The sequence below is a fragment of the Aurantiacibacter marinus genome (assembly GCF_001021555.1).
Lineage (GTDB): Bacteria > Pseudomonadota > Alphaproteobacteria > Sphingomonadales > Sphingomonadaceae > Alteraurantiacibacter > Alteraurantiacibacter marinus.
In genome coordinates this window covers 1-21950 of record NZ_LDCP01000004.1, presented here as the reverse complement: position 1 = coordinate 21950, position 21950 = coordinate 1, and the positions used below count along the sequence as shown (strand labels likewise).

Genomic DNA, 21950 nt, shown 5'->3' with positions numbered 1-21950 from the left:
GCCCCACAAAAAAACTCAACATACCGCCAAAATTCATCCCAAGCACGAGCCGAAGACTAGACCAGAGACTAGGCCCAAGATTCGGCCCAAGATTCGGCCCAAGATTCGGCCCAAGATTAGGCCCAAGATTAGGACAGCACACCGATGGTCGTCCGCAGGCTATTTACTGAATGGTTCGTGCTGCTTGCGCTCGGCATCGCTTTGGCATTTCTTGCAGCGCGTGGAGAAATAACCAACCGGCTTGATGCTCGCATGCTCGACCGTGCAGCGGCACTGGCGCGCGCTGCTCCTTCGGAGAATGTCGTCATTGTCGGTATTGATGATCCAAGTCTGGTAAAGCTTGGTGCCTGGCCGTGGCCGCGATCTTATCATGCCCGGCTGATCGACCGGTTGGCGGACGCTCAGAGCGGACCTGTACTGTTCGACGTGCTGTTCTTGGAATCTTCCTCACCCGCCGATGATGAAGCGCTGGCGGCGGCGATTGCGCGGCATGGCAGAATTGCCTTGCCGCACAGTTTCGCCCCGCGGCCCAATTCTGTGGGCGGCACTGTTCCAGCGTTTCCGATACCTGTGCTCCGCGAAAACGCAGCCGCGCTGGGCCATGTCGGGATCATACCCGATGCCGATGGCGTCTTGCGACGGTTCGACCTTGAGGTCGAGATGGCAGGGGCGTCATATCCGCAGTTCGCCCTGTCTGCTGCGCGTATGGCAGGACTGGGTGATCGGGAATGGCCCATCCGCCCGGTATTGTCCTTCCATCCGGCCGGAAGCTATTCGCAGATTTCCGCGTCCGAAGTGATTGCCGGCACGGTTCCAGATGAATTCCTGCGCGGCAAGGTTGTGGTGATCGGTGCGACAGCCCAGGGCATGGGCGATCGCTATTCGGTCGGCGCGGGGGAAGTGGCCGTAATGCCGGGCGTGGAGACACAGGCCAATCTGTATGATGCCCTGCGCAGCGGCGGACTGGTGAATGACTGGCGGCCTTTCTGGTCCGGTCTGCTGGCCGGGATCGCACTGCTTCTGCAATTTCTGGTTTTCTGGAAGATGTCGCCACGCGCCGGCCTGGTTGCGACGCTGGTGATCGCTGTGGCAGTTGCCGGGCTGGCAATTGCGCTTGTTCCGCTCATAGGGATATGGATCTCACCGGGCGTTGCGCTGCTCACCATTGCCCTTGCCTATCCCTTCTGGAGCTGGCGGCGGCTCACGTCGGTAAGCGCATATCTGGAAGAAGAGGCCGCGTTTCTGCGTGCAGACGGGGCGAAGCGCGCCGACGTCGAAGGTTTTGATCAGATCGCGCGGCAAGTTGCCCGGATGCGCCGGCTTGTCAGTCACGTAAGCCGCAGCTTCGCATTTCTCGGCAAGGTGATCGAGGCCGCGCCAGATGCGATTCTGGTGCTTGGCCGCGAAGGTGATGTCGTGATGGCCAACGGCAAGGCGCAAGCCCTGTTTCCCGGCTTTAGTGAAGATCAGCCGGGGCCGCTTGGCGACTTGCTAATTGAAAGCAGGGCGACACATGATGATGAGCGGCGCGAAATAATCTTTGCAGATGGCCGGACATTTCTTGTTGCCCGCGCAGATTTTGAACTGGAAGATGACGGAAAGAGCGGAGAGATCATGGCCTTGCGCGATATCTCCGAAAGTCGCCGCCGCGAGGAAGAGCGGCGCGAGATGCTCGAGTTTCTTTCTCACGATATGCGCACGCCGCAAGTGGCGATCATCGGTTTGTCGAAGCGAGTGGCGTCGCTCCCGGCGATTTCACCCGAGAAGGGGCGCGGGGACGATGTGGCCTTGCGGATCCGTTTGCAGGCCGAGCGGACTCTCAAGCTTGCCGACGATTTCGTGCAACTTGCAAGGTTGGATGAAGCCGAGCTGGAATTTGAGGATACGGATTGCGTTGCCTTGGTAGAAGAGGCCTGCGACCGTGCCTATACTGCAGCGCGGGGCAAGCGCATTGTGGTGCAACCGGATTTGCCAGACGATCCGCTGTTTGCCGAAGTGGATGCGTCCCTCGTCGCGCGGCTGCTCGACAATCTGATCGGGAATGCGATCAAGTTCGGCCCTGAAAACAGCACTGTGCGAATTGCGCTGGAAGGTACCTCACCTGGGCATTTCGTGCTGGCTGTCGCGGATGAAGGGCCGGGCCTGCCGCCGGAACGGCTTGCCAGCCCCTTTGCTCGCTTTGGTGCGCATGAACGAAAGGCGGGGCCAAGTGTTGGACTTGGGCTGACCTTTGTAAAACGCGTTGTAGACAAGCATGGTGGTACAATCAGTGTGGAGTCCCGCGAGGGGCAGGGCACACGCTTCGCAATCCAGTTACCGCGCCAGCGATAGGCGGAATCTGGTCCTAATCGGCGGACAAGGCCCCATGCGCATCGCTGATAAGAATGTCTGCCAGATCGGCCATTTCCTGACCACCAGCGGCGCACGTTTCACTTTCGCCCACGCCGCGATAAACGACGGAGCCGTCGACACGGCTTACCAGAAGGAGCGTGGCGCGCAGACGCTGGGCTTCGCAATTGTCAAACCTGCCGCGATTGCGCGGCCGGGATTCCCACGCGACCGTATCGCCGGTTGAGGCAGCGGGATCAGCCAGACCCCCGCCGGCATCGCGCGCAGAAATCGCGAATTCAGCGATAACTGGCGCAGTATCGGTCAGCAGAATGGAATGACCGGGCAATTTTTCTGCCAGAATCTGTCCAAACATGCTGCGTAGTGATCCGTCTTGTGAAAATGGTGCAAGCTGTACCGGTTGGCCCTGTGGTAATTGCCCTGTCGTAGATGTGATCTGCGGCGGAGTGGCTACAGAACACGCTGCCAGAGTGGTGGAGAGCGCAGCGGCAAAGATTACTGTACATACAGGTCCGCGCACCTGACTTCTCAGGAAACCCAAGGGTTTATTGCACGGCAACCTTCTCATTTTCTACGGCCTCTTCGAAAAACGCATCCATGCGATAGCCGAAACCGAAGACGGTTTGAATGGCAAAGCCATTGTGCGGGCGCAATTCCAGCTTTGAACGCACGCGAGAGACATGCATGTCGAGCGTACGGGTGGTGATATCCCCGATATTGCCCCAGATTTGCGAGAAGATGTAGCTGCGCGAAAGCGGCCGGTTCAGATTTTCGAAAAACAGCGCGGCCACTTTGAATTCCTTGGCAGTCAGCTTGATCGGTTCGCCGTTACGCTCGATCGCCTCGTTAAGACGATCGACGCGATACTGGCCGAAGCTCTGGTAACGTTCGGGCTGTGCGGGGCTGGCATTACGGCGCGCCGCTGCCTCTATGCGCGCAATAATCACCTCTTCGCTTTCTGGCTTGACGATATAATCGCTGGCGCCTTTTTCCAGACCGGCGACAACATCGGCCTTGTCTGACCGGCTCGTGATCAGGATGAAAGCAGGGGGGCGTTCAAGATTTTCGGTGCCCCAGGCCACGACCTCAAGCCCGGTCGCGCCAGGCATGTTCCAGTCTACGAGCACCACATCATAGGTTTCGCGCCGCAGAGCGATCTGCAGGTCTTTTCCATTTCGAAAGCTATCGAACAGGTAACCTGCCTTTTCCAGATAGGAAGAAAGTTGCTGGAGAACTTCGCGGTCGTCGTCTGCAATTGCTATTCTCAATGTCTTTACCCACTTTTTAACTGCTTTCAGTTCGAGCTTGGTGATATGGCTGTTTTGTAAACAACGCTAGATTTTGCCGCCAAAATGGAGCTGTTTTGACTTGATTTTACATCTGTCCCGACACGTACCTGTCCAGCCTCTGTCGGCCGCTGTTGCCAGTTTCATTTGTGCTGCCTTCAAGCGATGATGCGCGCCCGCTTTACCTCTGGCCGGTTTTTCGCCATGCGATTCTCATGCAATTGACCGACACCCAGCCAAGCCCTGTTCGCACCGATTGGACGCGGGAGGAGATTGCCGATCTCTTCGACCTGCCATTTACCGAATTGCTATACCGCGCGGCGCAAATACACCGCACGCATCACCGCGCAGACGAAGTGCAATTGTGCACGTTGCTGTCCATCAAGACAGGCGGTTGCCCCGAAGATTGCGGATATTGTTCCCAAAGCGCGCACGCCGATAGCGGAGTGGAAGCGACCAAGCTGATGGATGTGCGCCAAGTGCTGCAAACCGCGGCGCAGGCCAAGGATGCCGGCAGCCAGCGTTTTTGTATGGGCGCAGCATGGCGCAATCCCAAACAACGCGACATGCCCAAGATCGTTGAGATCGTGAAGGGCGTGCGCGAAATGGGCCTGGAAACCTGCATGACGCTGGGAATGTTGTCGCCGGAACAGGCAGATCAGTTGTCCGAAGCGGGTCTCGATTATTACAATCACAATATCGATACCGGGCCAGAATATTACGACCGGGTGATCACAACCCGCAATTATCAGGACCGGCTAGATACGCTGGACAATGTGCGCGGCGCGGGCATTAATGTATGTAGCGGTGGTATCGTGGGCATGGGTGAGACGCGCGCCGACCGGGTTGGCTTTGTGCACACGCTGGCGACACTGGAACGCCATCCCGAAAGCGTGCCGGTGAATGCGCTGGTGCCGGTCAAAGGCACGCCATTGGGAGATATGCTGGTCGATACACCCATGGCGAAAATTGACGATATCGAGTTCGTACGCACGGTTGCGGTCGCGCGTATCTGTATGCCGATGAGCATGGTGCGCCTGTCCGCCGGGCGCGAGAGCATGTCCGATGCCACTCAGGCTTTGTGTTTCATGGCGGGTGCCAATTCCATCTTCACTGGCGACAAACTGCTGACCGCGCCCAATGCTGGCGACGATAGCGATGCGGCGTTGTTCTCCCGGCTTGGGCTGAAGGCGATGGAAGGTGAGGAACCTATGCGCGCTGCTGGCACTTGCGGCGGAGCGTGCGCGCCTGAAAGCATTCCGGCCGAGTAGGTCGGTCGTGCGCGAACAATTTGCCAAGGCGATTGCGGACCGAAAAGCGGCTGACCGCTACCGATCCCTGCGCGCCATCACGCCCGGTCCGCCGGGGTGTGTAATGCGCGGCGGCCGCGAATTGCTCGATCTGTCCAGCAATGACTATCTCGGCCTTGCGCGCCATCCGGAACTGGCACGGCGCGCTGGCGAATGGGCTGAGCGGTTGGGGACAGGCGCGCGCGGATCGCGGCTGGTGTCCGGCACGCTGCAAGAGCACTCGGCAATCGAGGCGCGGGTCGCCGCCTTCAAGCGCACCGAAAGCGCGCTGCTTTTTGCGACGGGCTGGCAAGCCAATGCGGCACTGTTTCCCGCTCTGCTGAAGCTGGAGCCTAAAGCGGCGGTGTTTGCCGACTGGCTGATCCATGCAAGCATTCATCACGGGATCGCGGCGGCACGAACGAAGCATCACGGCTATCGCCATAATGATCTGGACCACCTTGAAGAATTGCTGGAACAGCATGGCCGCGGCGCGCCCGCCCGGATTATTGTTACCGAAAGCGTGTTCAGCATGGACGGTGACCGCGCTGATCTGGAACGGCTGGTGCAGATTGCGCGAGGGCATGACGCGCTGCTTATCGTGGATGAGGCGCATGCGACGGGCGTGATGGGCGAGGGCGGAGCGGGCTTGACTGCTGCCATGACGGACAAGCCCGACATCGTCATGGGCACTTTCAGCAAGGCGCTGGGCGGCTTTGGCGCTTATATCGCGGCATCGGTTCAAATCTGCGATTATCTGGTCAACGCCGCGTCCGGCTTCATTTACACAACCGCGCCGCCTCCGCCCGTTCTGGGAGCTATGGATGCGGCATTGGATCTTGTCCCCGGCATGAATGCAGAACGCGCGGCTGTTGCCTCGCTTGCGGATCATCTGCGCGCCGGTTTGCATGATCTGGGCTTTGACACTGGCGCATCCAATACGCAGATCGTACCCGTGACGATTGGCAGTGAAGCGGACACATTGGCAGCCAGCGCCGCACTGGAAGAGGCGGGCGTGCTCGGCGTGGCGATCCGTCCGCCGACCGTTCCAACAGGAGAAAGCCGCATCCGGTTTTCACTCTCAGCCGTGCATAAAGAGGCACATGTGGACCGTGTGCTCGACATCATGAAGGAATGGCGATGAGCCGTGGATTTATCGTCACGGGGACCGATACCGGGATTGGCAAGACCGTGTTTGCGGCTGGCCTGACCGGAGCGTTGGGCGCAGCATACTGGAAGCCTGTGCAAAGCGGTCTTGAAGATGAAACCGATACAGAAGCGATTGCGCGCCTCAATGCAGGCCGCGATGTGGCCATTATCCGTGAGGCCTATCGTCTGGTCACACCATGCTCTCCGCATGAAGCCGCCCGAATAGATGGCGTTGCAATTGATCTTGCTCGCCTCGCTCTGCCAAAGACGGAGCGGACGCTGATTGTCGAAGGTGCTGGCGGCGCTCTGGTGCCCTACACAGATGACCTGCTGGCTGCTGACCTGTTCGCGAAATGGGGCCTGCCGGCGATCGTGGTTGCGCGCACGGCTCTCGGCACGATCAGCCACACCTTGCTGACGCTCGAAGCCTTGCGGATGCGGGATATTCCCATCGCTGGCGTGGCCTTTGTGGGTGAAGAGGAACCGGTGGCACAGGCAGCCATTGCGCACTTTGGACAAGCGCCAATGCTCGGGCGTCTGCCTTTGCTAGATCCGCTGACGGTAGAAACCCTGCAAACAGCCTTCGCTGCGAATATTCAGCTGGATCTGCTCGCATGAGCGAAAAGTCGCCCGTTTGGCATCCCTTCCACCAGCACGGCCTTGGTGAACATATCCCGCTGGTCGAGCGCGCCGAGGGGGCTGCTTTGCACACCTCTGACGGGCGCGATGTCATTGATGCGATCAGCAGCTGGTGGGTCATTACGCACGGCCATAATCATCCGCACATTGTCGCCGCGATACAGGATCAGGCGGCAAAGCTCGATCAGCTCATATTCGCTGGGTGGACGCACCAGCCTGCGGAAGATCTGGCGCGCGGGCTGACGGCGATCATGCCGGCAGAGCTGGAATATGTGTTCTTCTCCGACTCCGGCTCGACCGCAGTTGAAGTCGCGCTGAAGATGGCGCTGGGCTTCTGGACGAATTCGGGCGCCCCGCGCGACCGGATTGTGGTCATGGAACACAGCTATCACGGGGACACGATCGGCGCGATGAGCGTGGGAGAGCGCGGTGTTTTTAATCGTGCTTACAGTCCCTTGCTGTTTGATGTTGAGACCATTCCCTTCCCCAATGCAGGGCAGGAACAGCATACGCTCGATGCGCTTGAGGCTGCCTGCCGGACAGGCCAGGCGGCTGCCTTCATTGTTGAACCGCTGGTGCTGGGTGCGGGCGGGATGCTGATGTATTCGCCTGAGACGCTGCGAGCGATGCGGGACATCTGCTCACGCCACGATGTCTTGTTCATCGCTGACGAAGTGATGACCGGTTGGGGCCGCACCGGCACTTTGCTGGCCTGCCACCAGGCCGATGTAGTTCCCGATATCCTGTGCCTTGCGAAAGGGCTGACGGGTGGCTCCATGCCGCTTGCGGTAACGATGGCGAGCGCCCCGATTTACGATGCGCATTATTCTACAGACCGATCCAAGCTCTTCTTTCACTCCTCCAGCTTCACCGCCAATCCCATTGCCTGCGCTGCTGCGAATGCCAATCTGGCAATCTGGCGGGAAGAGCCTGTGCGGGAGCGGGTCACTACGCTGGCAAAGAATTTGGCGGCGGGCTTTGAGTTGCTCGCTGCGAAACACCCGGTCAGCAATGTGCGGCAAATGGGCAGCATCATTGCGATGGATGTAGAGGCGCAAGACGCGGGCTATCTCGCCGATATCGGCCTGAAAATGCGCGAGGGATTTTTTGCCCGCGATATCCTGTTGCGGCCACTTGGCAACACGATCTATCTGATGCCGCCCTATTGCATTTCAGAGCAGCAATTGGATCGTATTTTCAGCGTGATAGACCAGACACTTTCTGACGTGCTTTAATGTGCGTCCGGCTGGCTATCTGGATGAGCGCGCTGGAAGGCGGGCAGGGCGTTGCAAGCGCTTTCGATGCGCACGAGATGCGGGCATTCCGTTAGGTCGAAACTGAAGCGACGCGCATTGTAAAGCTGCGGGACCAGTACCGTCTCGAACAGTCCGGGCGCATCGAACAGGTAATCGCCAGCGCCAAGCTGCTCAAGCCGCTGCTCGACAGGATGCAGCGTTTTGGCGAGCCAATGGCGATACCAGATATCGATGGCGTCCTGATCGTGGCCCAGTTCATTCTTCAGATATTTGAGCACTGGCAGATTGAGCGGCGCGTGCAATTCAGTTGCAATGGCATAGGCCAATTCGCGCGCGGTGAAGCGCTGCTCCAGATCGGACGGTAGCAGCGGAGCATCGGGATATTTCTCATCCAGCCATGCGATGATCGCCATGCTCTGCGCGCGGTCACGGCCATCGGCCTCCAGCATGGGTACGGTTGCGAAGGGATTGCGGCTGGCAAATCCTTCAGACTTTTGCGCACCTTCAAGCAGATTTACCGGGCAATTTTCATAGGTAATGCCTTTGAGCTCCAGAGCGATACGCAACCGGTAGCTGGTGGAACTGCGCCAATATCCGTAAAGCTTCATTTCGGCACCTTGTGTGGCTTCGCTCGTTGCCCCCCTGTAAGACCATTGCGAAAAGGGGCCAAGGGGGGCATGAGACTAACAGGTTTCATGTGAGACTAAATCACGATGCAGTATCAAACGGGATTTCTCAACCATTTCGCCACGCAGGCCGTGGATGGCGCGCTGCCAGAAGGGCGTAACAGTCCGCAGCGGCCAGCGTTCGGCCTCTATGCAGAACAGTTTAGCACGAGTGCCTTTACCGCGCCGCGCAGCGAAAACCGCCGCAGCTGGCTGTACCGCATGCGCCCGACGACTGAGCATGGTGCGTTTAAGCCGTATTCAGGCGCGGCGAATTTCGCTGCTGCGGACGGATCGCACACCACGCCCAACCGCCTGCGCTGGGATCCGCTGCCCTTGTCCACAAGCGCGGTGGACTTCGTTGATGGTCTAGTGACCTATGGCGGCAATGGCGGACCATCCGAAGGCGGCATCGGCATCCATCTTTATGCAGCCACCGCCAGCATGACCGGGCGGGCCTTTCAGAACAGCGACGGCGAGATGCTGATCGTGCCGCAGCACGGCGCGCTGCTGATCACCACAGAGCTTGGCCGCATGGACGTTGCGCCGGGCCATATAGGTGTCGTTCCCAAAGGAATGCGTTTCCGGGTCGAGCTGACGGATGATACGGCACGCGGCTATGTTTGCGAGAATTTCGGCGCGCCGTTTCGCTTGCCCGACCTTGGCCCCATTGGCGCGAACGGCCTTGCCAATCCGCGCGATTTTGAAACGCCAGTGGCTTGGTTCGAAGACCGCGATGAACCGTTCGAAGTGGTCCAGAAGTTCAATGGATCGCTTTGGGCGACTACAATTGATCACTCTCCCTTCGATGTGGTTGCATGGCATGGGAACTCCGTCCCCTATCGCTATGACTTGGCACGGTTCAACACCATTGGCACGGTCAGTTTCGACCATCCCGATCCGTCCATCTTTACAGTCCTCACCAGCCCGTCTGACACGCCGGGGACCGCCAATTGCGACTTTGTGATTTTCCCGCCGCGCTGGATGGTGGGGGAAGATACGTTCCGACCGCCGTGGTTCCACCGCAATGTAATGAGCGAATTCATGGGGCTTGTTCACGGCGAGTATGACGCGAAGGAAGGGGGCGGTTTCGCCCCCGGCGGTGCAAGCCTGCATAACCAGTTCAACGGCCACGGCCCCGATGTCGAAAGCACCGCAAAGGCGATGCAGGCAGACCTGAAACCGACCAAGATCGATAACACGCTGGCTTTCATGTTCGAAAGCCGTGCCATCATTCAGACCACCCAATTCGCCATGACCGGCGGGCTGCTGCAAAGCGATTACGATGCCTGCTGGACTGGCTTCCCGAAAGCGAGATTGCCCTAAATGACCCAGACCGATTTCACCCATGATGCATCCGCAACCAGCTGGGTCGAGGGCGCAGTTGGCCATCCTGACTTCCCGGTGCAGAACCTGCCGCTGGGCGTGTTTTCGGTCGGTGACTCGCCGCCGCGCGGCGGCATTGCTATTGGCGATTACATTCTCGATCTGCCTGCTGTCGCCATGCTGATGGAGGATCCCGCAGAAGACGCTGCCCTGACGGCCAACGCGCCAGTCCTGAACGCGCTTTTTGCTGGCGGGCGCGCCACAATTACTGCGCTGCGTCAGGCGGTATTCGGCTTGCTGACCGATGAGAGCAATCGCGCCAAAGTCGAGCCGCACCTGCACCGTGCTGCCGATTGCAAGCTGCACCTGCCGTTCTTCATCCATGACTATACCGACTTCTACACCGGCATTCATCACGCGATGAACATCGGGAGCCTGTTCCGCCCCGACAATCCTCTTCTGCCGAACTACAAATATGTGCCGATCGGCTACCATGGCCGGTCGTCGTCCATCCGTGCATCCGGCGTTGATGTGAAGCGTCCGACCGGTCAGACCAAGCCTGCCGAAGATGGCGGTATGCCAGGTTTCGGGCCATCAACCAGGCTTGATTACGAGCTGGAGATGGCGATCTGGGTCGGGCAAGGCAATGAGCTGGGTGAGCCTATTTCCATTGGTGACGCTGAACAGCATATCGCCGGAATTTCGATCCTGAACGATTGGTCCGCGCGCGATTTGCAGGCGTGGGAATATCAGCCACTCGGGCCGTTTCTGGCGAAGAATTTTCATTCCAGTGTGTCGCCCTGGGTCGTGACGATGGACGCACTTGTGCCCTTCCGCACAGCGCAAATGCCGCGCCCCGAAGGCGACCCTGCGCCGCTCCCTTACCTGTTGGATGAAGGCGACCAGGCTCATGGTGCGTTCGGCATCACGATGGAAGTTTTGATCACCACGCCCAAGATGCGCGAGGCTGGCGACGCGCCGCACCGGCTTTCCAGGGGTCCGATGACAGCCATGTATTGGACCGCTGCGCAGTTGCTTGCTCACCACACGGTTGGCGGCTGCAATCTTCAGCCCGGCGATCTGCTTGGCACAGGTACGCTGACCAGCGGCGAAGAGGGCGGCGAGGGCAGCCTGATAGAGCTGACCGAGGGCGGCAAGAAGAACATCACGCTCCCCAATGGCGAGACACGCAAGTTCCTTGAAAACGGCGATGAGGTCATCATGACCGCCTACGCTGAAAAGGACGGCTTTGCGCGGATTGGACTCGGCGAATGCCGGGCCACCATCAAGGGCTGAAAGGCCAGCTTTAACTGGCTCAAGAAACGTCAATATTGTGAGGGCGAGGATCGCCACCATCTTGGTGGCCAAAGGAGACATGCGATGATCGACGTTCGTACATTTGAAAGCCTTGGCGGTGCCAATCACGGCTGGCTTGATGCCAAACATCATTTCTCTTTCGCGGGCTATCATGATCCGTCGCGCATGCACTGGGGCGCAATCCGCGTATGGAATGATGACCGGATTGCCGCGAAAAGCGGCTTTCCCCCACACCCGCACGACAATATGGAAATCGTCACCTACGTTCGCACCGGCGCGATTACCCATAAGGACAGCCTCGGCAACCAAGGCCGCACGGAGGCGGGCGATGTCCAGGTGATGTCGGCAGGTACGGGCATCACCCACGCCGAATACAATGTGGAAGACGAGGACACGACGCTGTTCCAGATCTGGATCATGCCAGACCGGGACAAGCTGGGCCAGCCGCCGAAATGGGGCGCAAAACCCTTCCCGAAAAGCGACCGCGCAGGCGATTGGGCAATCCTGGCTAGCGGCCATGCGGCAGATGCAGACGCGCTATCCATCAACGCCGACGCGCGCGTTGTGGGCGCGACCGTGAAAGCGGGTGAGACGATTGATTACGCGCTGAATGGCCGCAAGGGCTATCTGGTGGCCGCAACTGGCAGCATCGAAGTGAACGGCGTTCCTGCAGGCGCGCGTGATGGCGTGGCCGTTGCTGACGTCGACACCATTACGGTCACTGCGCTGGAAGACAGCGAATTGGTGTTGGTCGAAACGGCCTGAATGCAAAGGGCCGCGCGCTTCAAAAGCGCGCGGCCGTATTTCTATTCGTGCCTCAGCGCGTCAATTGGGTCGAGCTTGCTGGCACGGTGCGCCGGGTAATAGCCGAAGATAATTCCCATCACCGCGCTAAATACGAAAGCGACAACATTCAGCGCTGGGTTGAACAGGAAAGGAAGGTCGATCGCATTTGCCAGCAGAATCGAGAGCCCGAGTGCCAGCAGAATGCCAAGCATTCCACCAAAACAGCACAAGACGACTGCTTCTGTCAGGAATTGTAAGCGAACTTCCTTGGCCAGCGCGCCGATAGCAAGGCGAATGCCGATCTCTCGCGTGCGCTCTGTCACGCTGACCAGCATGATATTCATGATGCCGATACCGCCTACCAGCAAACTGATTGCGGCAATCACAGTGACGACTGCGGTCATGGCACCTGTCACCTGTCCGATCGTGTCGCTGATTTCGGCAGTATCCACCAGATTGAAATCGTTGTCTTCGCCCTCCTGAATCACGCGGCGTTCGCGCAGCAGGGAAACCAACTGGTTCTGAATGGTCAGCGTGTTGTAGCTCGGATCGTATTTCACGACGAAATATTGAATGTTGTCGTTTCCGATAAATCGGCGCTGCACAGCTTTGAGCGGCATAAACACGATATCGTTCGCATCATTGCCGCCACCACCACCGGGAGACGAGGCCCTATCCTCTGCGATACCGATGACGCGGCAGGATACATTTCCCAGCCGCATCTCCTCGCCAAGAACCTGATCTTCAACGAAGATTTTCTCGACCACCGTGGGGCCGACGATACAAACGCTTTCGCCTCTATCTTCCTCCTCTTCGTTGAATCCGCGCCCTTCGGCGATCTCTATGTTCTGTGCGTCGAAGAATTCGCCATCCGCACCCTGGATTACCGTTTGCCAATCCTGGCCGTTGTGAAAAGCGGTGGCTGAGGACGTTACCGATCCAGCTGCAAATTCGACACCGGCAATCTGGTTTCTCACTGCCCGGATATCGGCCTCGTCAAAGGGTGGCGGGCTGACATTGGGGTCGGTGCGAGAAGGGAAAACGATAAATACGTCAGACCCGAGGCCCGAAATATCATTCTGGACATCGGCAGTAAGACCCTGTCCCAATGTCACCATCGTGATGACCGCCGCCACGCCGATAATTATGCCCAACGTTGTCAGGAAACTGCGCAACAAATGACGCCGGATTTCGCGGAATGCGAGCAGGAGAGTAGCGCCTATCATGCGCATCAGACTTTCTCCTTCAATGGCGCGCCCGATTTGTGGCCGCGATCAATTCGCGCGACAAGTCCATCGCGGAAATGCACGATGGTGCGTGCATATTCGGCCATTTCTTCCTCGTGCGTCACCATCAGCACGGTGATGCCGGTATCGCTGAGGTCGGTGAGCAGTTCCATGATTTCCAGCGATCGTTCAGTATCGAGGTTACCTGTCGGCTCGTCCGCCAGCAGCACGTCGGGATCAGTCACCAGCGCGCGGGCAATCGCAACGCGTTGCTGCTGACCGCCGGACAATTCAGCCGGTGTGTGCGAGGCCCAGGGCAACAGGCCAACTTTGTCGAGCGAGCGTTCGGCAGCGATGCGGCGCTGTTTCTTGGTCTCGCCGCGATACAGCAGCGGCAATTCCACATTTTCCAGCGCGGTCGTGCGCGCCAGAAGATTGAAGCCCTGAAAGACGAAACCGAGATAGCGCCGCCGCAGGAGCGAGCGCTGGTCGCGGGTGAGCGCCTGGACTTCGATACCCCGAAACCGGAATATTCCATCTGTAGGCACGTCAAGACAGCCCAGGATGTTCATCGTGGTGGATTTACCCGATCCGGACGGACCCATGATCGCAACGAAATCGCCGCGATCAATTTTCATGTCCACGCCCTTCAGCGCCTGGAACGCCGCCGGGCCTTTGCCGAAGGTCTTCGTGATGCCTTCCAATTCGATGAGTTTGTGCTGCGTCACGTCGCGCTTACTGCCCGCCTGCGCGAATGCCGGTCACGACTTTCATCTCTTCGGTCAAGTCATCTGAAGTAACGACGGTAAACCGGCCGTCGCTCTCGCCTGTCACGACCTCTATCCCGCGCAACGTGCCATCGGCCTGGACAACGTAGACCATCTGACGACTGCCGACCCCGATGGTGGCGTCATCGTTCTGTTCCAGCCCAAAATCCGGGTCTTGGAAAATGCCGCCGGAGTCGTCTTCTGCGTCAGGGTCAAAGCGCAGTGCACCGTTGGGGACCAGCATTTGCTGGCCAGTGCTTTGTGTGGCGATGGTGGCCGTTGCTGTCATTCCAGGGCGCAGCAGGCCTTCATTGTTGCCAACGGTAAGTCGCGCTTCATAGCTGACGACCTGTTGGCCCTGCTGCTGCTGGCTTTGCAGCGCGATGTTGTTGGAGGCAAGATCGACCCGCTCTACTGTCGCAGGAAAGCGGCGGCCCGGGTAGGCATCCACGGTGAAGGTGGAGGTTTGTCCGGTTTCGACCTGACCGACATCGGCCTCGTCCAGATCGACGCGTAGCTGCATTGTGGCAAGGTCCTCGGCCAGCACGAACAGGGTCGGCGTATTGAAACTGGCGACAACGGTTTGGCCAGGTTCCACCTGACGGGCGAGCACTACGCCGGAAACAGGAGAGCGGATCGTGGCGCGGTCAAGGCTGACCTGAGAGGAAGAAAGCTGCGCGCGGGCTGCGCTGACATTGGCCTGCGCCGCGGCCACGCTGGCGCGGCCGCGATTGACTGCGGCACGGGCCAGATCGATTTCGGCGGCACTCGGCACGCGGCCACCTGACAGGCGCTGCACTTCCAGAAGCCGGCCTAGCTGGGCCTGATCGCCATCGAGCGTGGCCTGGGCCTGCGCAACCTGCGCCTGGGTCGCGGTCAGATTGGCGCGGCTTTGGCGGATCTGGTCGCTGATGACTTCGGTGTTGATAATCGCCAGAACCTGTCCGCGGCTGACCTGGTCATTGACATCCACCAGCACGCGATCGATCCGGCCCGAAACTTCGGAGCCGACCTCAACCTGATTGGTCGGGCGCAGATTACCGGTCGCGGTTACGGTAAGATCAAGCGATCGCGTCTCCACCTCGGCAGTGATGTAATCGGGCGCTTCTTTGCCGCCGGAGCACTGGGTTACCCCCACCACCGCCAAGATGATGAGAAGTGCCAATGCCCACCAACGCTTGCGTTTATACCATTTCTTGGGCTTGCCTTCATCGAGATAGGTTTCGATGTCGCCGTCAGCGGGCGTTGCAGTTTCGGTCTGGCTCATTCGGAATCCCTGTCGGCTTGGCTATCCGCGGTGCTTGGGCTGGTTGCAGCGTCACGCAGCGGAAAATTGTAATCGGCACCGGCCCAGCCGCCACCCAGCGCCTGCGTCAGGCGGACAAAGGCGGTAGCGCGGTCGGCCTGCGCATTGACCAGGCTGTTGCGCGCGGAAAGAAGCTGGTTTTCCGCCGTAAGCAGGGTCCGAAAATCGGTGAGGCCTGCCTGATACTGGCTTCGCGCAAGCAGCGCGGAATTGCTGGCCGCATCAAGGCCTTCCAGATTGATGTCGACCCGTTCGTCTGCGGTGCGCTGATCCACGGCGGCGCTTTCCACGTCTTCCAGCGCGCCAAGGATTGTCTGTTCCCAGCTGGCAAGCGAAGCGCGCGCGCCTGCTTCTGCGTTATCAATCTGTGCCCGCGTGCGGCCACCGTCGAAAATCAGCTGGCTCACGCCTGCAAACAGACTGCCGCTGAGAATATCGAACAGGCTGCCAAGGTTCGCCTGGCCCGTCCCGATGCTGCCGGAAAGGCGAACCAGCGGCAGCAATTGCGCCCGGGCAACGCCAATGCGTGCGCTGCTTGCAACCAGAGAAGCTTCCGCTGCACGTACATCCGGACGGCGCTGCAAAACTTCTGCTGGCGCTTCAAAACCCATCAGCATTTGCGGATCGGGCACAGGCGCGGGTTCGGTTTCGATAATCGCATCCAATACGCGGCCCGGCGGTTCACCGATTAGCGTGGAGATGGCGTTGGCAGTGGCCGTCAGGCTGCTCTCCAGAAGTGGAATGCTTGCGGCGGTCTGGGCGCGCTGGGTGCGGGCTTGCTCCACATCGAGACTGGACACCAGTCCAGCCTGGTTGCGCCAGTGCGCGATCTGGAGGTTGTCCTCCTGATAGGCGAGCGTGCTGCGGGCGATTTCCAATTGCTGCGCCGTGGCGCGCGCATTGATCGTGGCGATGGCGACTTGCCCTACGATCAGGCGCTGCAAATCCGCGAGTGAATAGCCAGACGACGCAAGATCAGCCTCTGCAGCCCGTACGCTGCCGGAAATTTGGCCAAAGAGATCGGCTTCCCACGTTGCATCAGCGCCAAGCGAGAACTGCACGCCGTTGCGGGCGAAATCACCGACATCGCGGTTGATACCTCCAGAGGCGGATACGCCGGGCAGATAGCCTGCGCGCGCCTGCACAAGCGAAGACCGCGCCTGATCAAGGCGCGCGGCGCCTACGGCGAGGTCGCGATTTTCTATGATGGCCTGCTCGACAAATTCGGCAAGGAGCGGGTCGCCTAGCAGATCCCAATACTGGGTGAGATCGGTTGAAACCGGGGCAGGATCACGTTGCGCCCATTCAACCGGCACAGCTATAGCCGGGGTGACAACATCAACCTGCGGCGTAGTACAAGCGCCAAGCGCCATCATGGCAGGAGCAACAGCCCAAAGGCGTGCCTGTCCGCCAATCCTTTGCATGAAATGCAGTCCCCTGATGTTACGTCCCCTATGCGCATCCCAAAAATGTCTTAACCAGACGCGCTGCATGTTCCAATTACGACTTTGTCACCAACACCCGAAGCATCTCACTACTGATGTATGCGCAACCTTGTGACATACGCAATTGCTTTGTTTCCATTCGATAAAATGGGCCAGTTGCCGGGCTATTCCGATTGCTGCTTCTGTGTCGTGAAGCAAACGCGCAAGCGGAACCGCCTATCGAGGAACCACCGATGCACATCGACCAAAGTGTATTATCGCAGCAATACGCCAAGATCGGGCTGACTGCAATGCTCGCGGGCAATCAGAGCGGGCAATCAGAGCGGGCGGAAACATCTCCCAGCCCTTGGCTCAAGAAAATTCACCAGCAGTTGCAGCAATGTCAGCGGCAAAGGCTTGCAGTTGCGGAGCGAAGTATGCCGCACCGCGCCGCTCTGTCTCCTGCGGCGGAATTGTCGCCAGTGCCTCTGCCATGCGTGCGACATTCGAGGCTGAAAGCTCGCCCAGCGCGGTAACATAGACGCCGATCGTAAACACTATCGCACCCGTTTCTGGCAGGCGACGCAATGTTTGCCGTTCGCTGCGCACGAACAGCGATAGGCCTGCATTTTCGTGCGTCACATGGGCAAACGTCAGCGCAGGGGGCTCAGTGTCGATCCAGCGCAACGCGGGCGTCGGACTGACGAACCAGTTGCAGCGCCCGAAAATCCGTCCCGGCTTCAGCTTCGCCATGAAGTGATCCACGCCGGTGGCAAGCTGCTCTGCATAGCCATGGATTGGTTTGTGCAGGCCGATCAGCGGTTGCCCAAGTTTATCGGCGGGATGCCAGTCAGTCGGAAATGCAACCGCGGCACCGATCAGGCGATATGGTCCGTCGTCATTGTTAGCCGCAAGCAGGCAGATATCTTCCCACACCGAACGTGCAGCGCCTTCCAGCCCTCCCTCGACGCCCAGCATGGCTGCCAGTTCTTCGCCTGCCGCACATGCAGCGGGTGTAAGCTGGACGCTGGCGGGATGGTTATCGAACGCAGCAGCACGTGCAGCAAGGTCAGGATTTGATTGCAGCCATTCTCTTTCGGAAAGTGCTGTCAGTCCCATTTTCAGCGCCCCGCCGCCGCGCGCGCGAGGAAGCAATTCATCAACCGAGAAACCGAGAGATGCCATCGGCAATACCTAACGCAGGCGCGCGCAGATTGCTATTGCGCGGGCGCCGTAACGCGCGCGGCAAAGCCTGCCATGTCATCCAGCACGGGCGCTCTGCCGCGCAAGGGCCGGGCCAGCGCGATCACGATATCGATGTGATCAACTTCCGCATAATGTATCAATTCTGCCTCGACGCCAGCCTCTCCGAGTCTTGCCGTCAGTGCTTCCGAGTTGCGGGGTTTGACTGTGGTGTCGTCTGTTCCGGTAAGCAGCAACGCAGGCGGGGCGCTGCCGTCTGCAAAGGTCACAGGCTGAGTTTCGGCGCCATCCGGCCATTGACCAAATGCCTCTACCGTTGAAGATGTGTCGAAGGGATAGAAATCATAAGGTCCGGCCAAACCTGCAAACCCTGCAACCGCCGCCCTATCATCGCCCAGCCACTGCGGATCATTGGCCAGCATTGCCCCGATATAAGCACCTGCTGAATGACCCGCGAGAACGATCCGGTCTCCATCTCCGCCATATTCGCCGATATTGGCACGCACCCAGCGAACGGCAGCTGCGCCGTCCTCCACAAAACCTGGGAAGCGCACTTCGGGCACCAGGCGGTAATCAGCCACCACAGTCACAAAACCGCGCGCCGCCAGGGCGCGTCCGGCAAAGGCATATCCTTCACGTGAACCGCTGTTCCAGCTGCCGCCATAGAACCACACGATCACCGGGCGCGGGCCATTTGCCGCACCTTCCGGAACGTAGATATCAAGTTGCTGGCGGGCGTTATCGCCATAGGCGACACCCTCTGCTGCCAAACGACTGTCGCTATCCTTGGGTACCAGCGTGTTGAAGGTATGCAGTGGCGAGATGAAATAGGATATCGCGACCCCGGCGAGTGCCAGAACAGGAATTCCTGCGAGGACAAATTTCATGGAAAGTCTGTATCCTGCTGAGCTGTGGTGCCGGGATTTAGGCGGTCGATTGCCATCACGGCAAGGTCTTTCCTTTTTTCCATCGGTATATAATACTGGCGCATGATCGTACTCACCGGCTTCTTGCTCTGCGCCCTTGTCGCCATGCTGATGTTTCCACAAACGGACTTCGCGCGGCTTTGTCATCAACAGTTGATCGACCGACCGGTTTTCTGGCTTTCACGGTTCCGCACGCACCATCTGGTTTACGTTATTGTTCTTGTGCCGCTAATGCTGAGTGGTGGCGAGTTTCTGGCACTGCTCGGGCCGGAATTCTTCGCAGCCTATGCCATGGAACTGGCGATCTATATCGACGCAGTGATCTTCGGTCTGGCTATGTCGGTGTGGGAAACTGTCCGGTCGGCAACAAGCAAGGTGACACATTTGCTTCGCCGCCCGCTGCGTATCAAAAGTGCCCGGCGAAAAAGGGCTGCGTCCACCAACCGGACAAAGTCTGTCCCAGCCAATGACGATGATCGACCGGGAGAGGTTGCCATTGCCGCCTGACACTGCACCTGTTGGCACCAGTCCGCAGCCAGTGATTTGATAACGCACCTCGCCATTAATCGCGGAAACGGTTGGCCGGGTTACAATTGCACAGGTGACGGCGTGATCACGCTATGCCAAAATGCTTTTCATGCATTTCACCATGTGAATGATCCCAAAAGGCAGTTTTATTCAATGGACGTATCGGTTTACGATTTCAAAACGAGCGAGGCAGCAGCTTCACACGGCTATTTGATGCCTGTATTGATGCCTTTGCTTCAAACGCATGCATCTTCGAAGCGTGTGTTTGAACTTGGCTGCGGCAACGGCTCCACCGCTGCCCGTCTTCACGCCGAGGGCTTTTCGGTTACCGGGGTCGATCCATCGGCTAGCGGCCTTGCGGTAGCAACACAGCGTGGGCTGGACCTGCATCAAGGATCGACCGAGGAGGATCTGGCGGCTCGCTTCGGAACTTTTCCAGTCGTCATCAGCCTGGAAGTGGTCGAGCATGTGTTTTCGCCCAAGCTTTATGCCGAAAGGGTGCATGATTTGCTGGAACCTGGCGGCGTTGCCATCATTTCCACCCCCTATCACGGATACCTCAAAAACCTCGCGCTGGCGGTAACAGGCAAGATGGACGGTCATTTCACTGCGCTTTGGGAAGGTGGCCATATCAAGTTCTTCAGCCGGCAGACGCTGGGCACGCTTTTCAACCGCGTCGGTATGGAAGAGATCGGCTTTGAACGGGCCGGGCGTATCCCTCAGCTCGCGAAATCCATGATCTGCGTTTACCGCAAGGGCGGCTGAAAAAGTGAACGATACACCGCTCAAAGGCCTTAAGGTTGTGGAACTGGCCCGCATTCTGGCGGGGCCATGGGCAGGGCAGGTGCTTGCCGATCTGGGCGCAGATGTCGTCAAGATCGAAAGCCCGGCGGGCGATGATACGCGCGGCTGGGGCCCGCCGTTTGTTGACCGCAACGATGGCAGCAAGGATGCCGCCTATTTCCACGCCGCCAATCGCGGCAAGGACAGCATTGTTGCCGACTTTACAAATGCAACGGACCTGGCCCGCGTAAAGGCGCTGATTGCCGATGCGGATGTGGTGATTGAAAACTTCAAAGTGGGTGGCCTCAAGAAATTCGGTCTGGATTATGAAACGCTGCACGCTGGCCATCCACGCCTTGTCTATTGTTCGATAACCGGCTTCGGACACGATGGGCCATATGCGGCACGCGCCGGATATGATTTCATCATCCAGGGCATGAGCGGGATAATGGATCTGACCGGCGAGCCCGATCGTGCGCCGCAGAAAATCGGTGTTGCCTATGCCGACATTCTGACGGGGCTATACGCTGTGATCGGCATTCAGGCAGCCCTTCGGCACCGCGAGGCCACCGGGCGCGGCCAGCTGGTTGATATGGCCTTGTTCGACGTGATGGTGGGCACTCTTGCCAATCAGGCGATGAATTATCTCAGCAGCGGACGCAATCCGAAGCGGCAAGGCAATTCGCACCCCAATATCGCTCCGTATGAGGCGTTTCGCGCCAAGGACGGCTGGTTGATCGTGGCCGTAGGTAATGATCGCCAGTTCGAACGGTTCTGCGAAACCATCGACCTGCCGCGGCGCGAAGAATGGTCCACCAACGCGCGGCGGGTGAAGAACCGGGAAAGCCTGTCCGCCTCAATCACCCGCCGTATCGGCGAGTGGAACCGTGATGAATTGCTGGCGAAGCTGGAAGATCAAAAAGTGCCCGCCGGGCCCATCAATACCGTGAAACAGGCTCTGACCGATCCGCAGATAATCGCGCGCGGAATGGTGGTGGAACTGGAGGAAGGGTTGAAGGGCCTGCGCACGCCAATCCGCTTTTCTGATTCGAATTTGGCGATCGGGAAAGCTTCACCGGTTCTGCCTGCGAACGACAGGTAAAGCCTTGGCCTGAGATCGGCTGTCCATTTTCCGATCTGCCGCGGCGCCGAAATTTTACCCCACATGCCTTGCGCGTATCACCTCGCGGTGGGTTGGTGCGATTGGGCTTCGCCCTACTGGCCCGGCTGCAATCGCAGGCATGCGCCCATGCGCCTTTTTTGAAAGCACTACCCCGCAAAACAAAAGGGGCCGGGAGATTGCTCTCCCGGCCCCTTCTTTTGTCTGCCGTTAGGCTGGACTTACATGCCCGAACCGGGGCCGTAGGTCACTTCAACGCGGCGGTTCTGCAGTTCGCGGACGCCGTCTGCCGTAGCAACGCGTGGCATGCTTTCACCGAAAGCTTCGCTTGCGATGCGAGCAGCTGGAATGCCGCGGCCTGTCAGATAAGACTGAACAGATGCGTTACGACGCTCTGCCAGGCCCATGTTGTAGGTTACGCTGCCCGAACGGTCTGTGTGACCGGCAAGCATGACGCGTGCAGTTCCGCAATCGCCGTAGGCTGTGACAGCGCTGTTAAGCACGGTCGCTGCTTCTGGCGTAATGTCCGACTGATCCCAATCGAAGAATACGATGTAGGGGCCCGTGTTACACTGCGCCTGCGGAGGAGGCGGAGGTGGTGGGGG

General features: G+C 59.0%; 21 protein-coding genes. 11 read left to right on the top strand and 10 right to left on the bottom strand.

What is annotated here, in order from left to right; genetic code table 11:
- Nucleotides 1–144: 144 nt before the first annotated feature.
- The gene (locus AB731_RS12210) at nucleotides 145–2331 is read left to right on the top strand and encodes a CHASE2 domain-containing protein (RefSeq protein ID WP_047094328.1); all 2187 of its coding nucleotides are present in this window, start codon (nucleotides 145–147) and stop codon (nucleotides 2329–2331) included.
- Nucleotides 2332–2344: 13 nt separating this feature from the next.
- On the opposite strand, the gene AB731_RS12205 is transcribed toward AB731_RS12210, so the two are convergent.
- Entirely contained in the window at nucleotides 2345–2704 is a 360-nt protein-coding gene (locus tag AB731_RS12205; protein WP_047094327.1) for a hypothetical protein, read from the bottom strand.
- 190 nt (nucleotides 2705–2894) lie between these two features.
- Nucleotides 2895–3617 carry a response regulator transcription factor gene (locus tag AB731_RS12200; RefSeq protein WP_047094326.1) on the bottom strand — a complete coding sequence of 241 codons (723 nt, stop codon included), beginning with the start codon at nucleotides 3615–3617 and terminating at the stop codon, nucleotides 2895–2897.
- A gap of 233 nt (nucleotides 3618–3850) precedes the next feature.
- Here AB731_RS12200 and bioB point away from each other — a divergent pair, with 233 nt between their 5' ends.
- The 4 genes from bioB to AB731_RS12180 are packed head-to-tail and all read left to right on the top strand — an operon-like array spanning nucleotide 3851 to nucleotide 7947.
- The gene (gene bioB / locus AB731_RS12195) at nucleotides 3851–4906 is read left to right on the top strand and encodes a biotin synthase BioB (protein WP_047094529.1); all 1056 of its coding nucleotides are present in this window, start codon (nucleotides 3851–3853) and stop codon (nucleotides 4904–4906) included.
- 7 nt (nucleotides 4907–4913) lie between these two features.
- Entirely contained in the window at nucleotides 4914–6068 is a 1155-nt protein-coding gene (locus tag AB731_RS12190) for an aminotransferase class I/II-fold pyridoxal phosphate-dependent enzyme (RefSeq protein WP_047094325.1), read from the top strand.
- The gene (gene bioD / locus AB731_RS12185; RefSeq protein WP_047094324.1) at nucleotides 6065–6691 is read left to right on the top strand and encodes a dethiobiotin synthase; all 627 of its coding nucleotides are present in this window, start codon (nucleotides 6065–6067) and stop codon (nucleotides 6689–6691) included. The genes AB731_RS12190 and bioD overlap by 4 nt, the downstream gene beginning before the upstream one ends.
- Nucleotides 6688–7947, top strand: a complete 1260-nt coding sequence (locus tag AB731_RS12180) for an adenosylmethionine--8-amino-7-oxononanoate transaminase (protein WP_047094323.1) — start codon at nucleotides 6688–6690, stop codon at nucleotides 7945–7947. Before bioD ends, AB731_RS12180 begins: the two co-directional genes overlap by 4 nt.
- Here AB731_RS12180 and maiA read toward each other — a convergent pair.
- Complete coding sequence (gene maiA / locus AB731_RS12175) at nucleotides 7944–8576, bottom strand: maleylacetoacetate isomerase (RefSeq protein ID WP_047094322.1); 633 nt, start codon at nucleotides 8574–8576, stop codon at nucleotides 7944–7946. The two genes, AB731_RS12180 and maiA, sit on opposite strands and share 4 nt — an antisense overlap.
- Nucleotides 8577–8681: 105 nt before the next feature.
- Between maiA and hmgA the strand changes: the two genes are divergently transcribed.
- The 3 genes from hmgA to AB731_RS12160 all read left to right on the top strand — a co-directional run bounded on the left by hmgA (nucleotide 8682) and on the right by AB731_RS12160 (nucleotide 12041).
- Nucleotides 8682–9959, top strand: coding sequence for a homogentisate 1,2-dioxygenase (gene hmgA, locus AB731_RS12170; RefSeq protein ID WP_047094321.1), 1278 nt, complete (start codon nucleotides 8682–8684; stop codon nucleotides 9957–9959).
- The gene (fahA, locus tag AB731_RS12165) at nucleotides 9960–11255 is read left to right on the top strand and encodes a fumarylacetoacetase (protein WP_047094320.1); all 1296 of its coding nucleotides are present in this window, start codon (nucleotides 9960–9962) and stop codon (nucleotides 11253–11255) included. It begins immediately after the preceding gene.
- Nucleotides 11256–11339: 84 nt separating this feature from the next.
- The gene (locus AB731_RS12160; RefSeq protein WP_047094319.1) at nucleotides 11340–12041 is read left to right on the top strand and encodes a pirin family protein; all 702 of its coding nucleotides are present in this window, start codon (nucleotides 11340–11342) and stop codon (nucleotides 12039–12041) included.
- Nucleotides 12042–12082: 41 nt separating this feature from the next.
- On the opposite strand, the gene AB731_RS12155 is transcribed toward AB731_RS12160, so the two are convergent.
- From AB731_RS12155 to AB731_RS12130, 6 genes are all read right to left on the bottom strand, one after another.
- Nucleotides 12083–13288 carry an ABC transporter permease gene (locus AB731_RS12155; RefSeq protein ID WP_047094528.1) on the bottom strand — a complete coding sequence of 402 codons (1206 nt, stop codon included), beginning with the start codon at nucleotides 13286–13288 and terminating at the stop codon, nucleotides 12083–12085.
- A 5-nt stretch (nucleotides 13289–13293) separates the two neighbouring features.
- On the bottom strand, nucleotides 13294–14016 hold the full coding sequence (locus AB731_RS12150; RefSeq protein WP_047094318.1) for an ABC transporter ATP-binding protein: 723 nt from the start codon (nucleotides 14014–14016) through the stop codon (nucleotides 13294–13296).
- Between the two features lie 7 nt (nucleotides 14017–14023).
- On the bottom strand, nucleotides 14024–15322 hold the full coding sequence (locus AB731_RS12145; RefSeq protein ID WP_052769054.1) for an efflux RND transporter periplasmic adaptor subunit: 1299 nt from the start codon (nucleotides 15320–15322) through the stop codon (nucleotides 14024–14026).
- Nucleotides 15319–16785 (bottom strand): efflux transporter outer membrane subunit, encoded by a 1467-nt coding sequence (locus AB731_RS12140; RefSeq protein WP_064971833.1) that lies wholly within the window; start codon nucleotides 16783–16785, stop codon nucleotides 15319–15321. Before AB731_RS12140 ends, AB731_RS12145 begins: the two co-directional genes overlap by 4 nt.
- A gap of 372 nt (nucleotides 16786–17157) precedes the next feature.
- Entirely contained in the window at nucleotides 17158–17970 is an 813-nt protein-coding gene (locus AB731_RS12135) for a heme-dependent oxidative N-demethylase family protein (protein ID WP_047094317.1), read from the bottom strand.
- 32 nt (nucleotides 17971–18002) lie between these two features.
- Nucleotides 18003–18875 (bottom strand): alpha/beta hydrolase, encoded by an 873-nt coding sequence (locus tag AB731_RS12130; protein ID WP_047094316.1) that lies wholly within the window; start codon nucleotides 18873–18875, stop codon nucleotides 18003–18005.
- Between the two features lie 102 nt (nucleotides 18876–18977).
- Here AB731_RS12130 and AB731_RS12125 point away from each other — a divergent pair, with 102 nt between their 5' ends.
- The 3 genes from AB731_RS12125 (at nucleotide 18978) to AB731_RS12115 (ending at nucleotide 21327) form a co-directional block, all read left to right on the top strand.
- A complete protein-coding gene (locus AB731_RS12125) occupies nucleotides 18978–19421 on the top strand; it encodes a hypothetical protein (protein WP_047310225.1) in 444 nt (147 codons plus the stop codon).
- 174 nt (nucleotides 19422–19595) lie between these two features.
- Nucleotides 19596–20207: a class I SAM-dependent methyltransferase gene (locus tag AB731_RS12120; protein WP_047094525.1), complete on the top strand. Its 612-nt coding sequence runs from the start codon at nucleotides 19596–19598 to the stop codon at nucleotides 20205–20207.
- A 4-nt stretch (nucleotides 20208–20211) separates the two neighbouring features.
- On the top strand, nucleotides 20212–21327 hold the full coding sequence (locus AB731_RS12115; RefSeq protein ID WP_047094314.1) for a CaiB/BaiF CoA transferase family protein: 1116 nt from the start codon (nucleotides 20212–20214) through the stop codon (nucleotides 21325–21327).
- A gap of 239 nt (nucleotides 21328–21566) precedes the next feature.
- Here AB731_RS12115 and AB731_RS12110 read toward each other — a convergent pair.
- A partial coding sequence (locus AB731_RS12110) for an OmpA family protein (RefSeq protein ID WP_047094628.1) occupies nucleotides 21567–21950 on the bottom strand: 384 nt, incomplete at its 5' end.

Coding starts and splice junctions, on each gene's coding strand:
- AB731_RS12210 (WP_047094328.1), top strand. CDS start 145: ATGGTCGTCCGCAGGCTATTTACTGAATGGTTCGTGCTGCTTGCGCTC.
- AB731_RS12205 (WP_047094327.1), bottom strand. CDS start 2,704: ATGTTTGGACAGATTCTGGCAGAAAAATTGCCCGGTCATTCCATTCTG.
- bioB (WP_047094529.1), top strand. CDS start 3,851: ATGCAATTGACCGACACCCAGCCAAGCCCTGTTCGCACCGATTGGACG.
- bioD (WP_047094324.1), top strand. CDS start 6,065: ATGAGCCGTGGATTTATCGTCACGGGGACCGATACCGGGATTGGCAAG.
- AB731_RS12180 (WP_047094323.1), top strand. CDS start 6,688: ATGAGCGAAAAGTCGCCCGTTTGGCATCCCTTCCACCAGCACGGCCTT.
- maiA (WP_047094322.1), bottom strand. CDS start 8,576: ATGAAGCTTTACGGATATTGGCGCAGTTCCACCAGCTACCGGTTGCGT.
- hmgA (WP_047094321.1), top strand. CDS start 8,682: ATGCAGTATCAAACGGGATTTCTCAACCATTTCGCCACGCAGGCCGTG.
- fahA (WP_047094320.1), top strand. CDS start 9,960: ATGACCCAGACCGATTTCACCCATGATGCATCCGCAACCAGCTGGGTC.
- AB731_RS12160 (WP_047094319.1), top strand. CDS start 11,340: ATGATCGACGTTCGTACATTTGAAAGCCTTGGCGGTGCCAATCACGGC.
- AB731_RS12155 (WP_047094528.1), bottom strand. CDS start 13,288: ATGATAGGCGCTACTCTCCTGCTCGCATTCCGCGAAATCCGGCGTCAT.
- AB731_RS12145 (WP_052769054.1), bottom strand. CDS start 15,322: ATGAGCCAGACCGAAACTGCAACGCCCGCTGACGGCGACATCGAAACC.
- AB731_RS12140 (WP_064971833.1), bottom strand. CDS start 16,785: ATGCAAAGGATTGGCGGACAGGCACGCCTTTGGGCTGTTGCTCCTGCC.
- AB731_RS12135 (WP_047094317.1), bottom strand. CDS start 17,970: ATGGCATCTCTCGGTTTCTCGGTTGATGAATTGCTTCCTCGCGCGCGC.
- AB731_RS12130 (WP_047094316.1), bottom strand. CDS start 18,875: ATGAAATTTGTCCTCGCAGGAATTCCTGTTCTGGCACTCGCCGGGGTC.
- AB731_RS12125 (WP_047310225.1), top strand. CDS start 18,978: ATGATCGTACTCACCGGCTTCTTGCTCTGCGCCCTTGTCGCCATGCTG.
- AB731_RS12120 (WP_047094525.1), top strand. CDS start 19,596: ATGGACGTATCGGTTTACGATTTCAAAACGAGCGAGGCAGCAGCTTCA.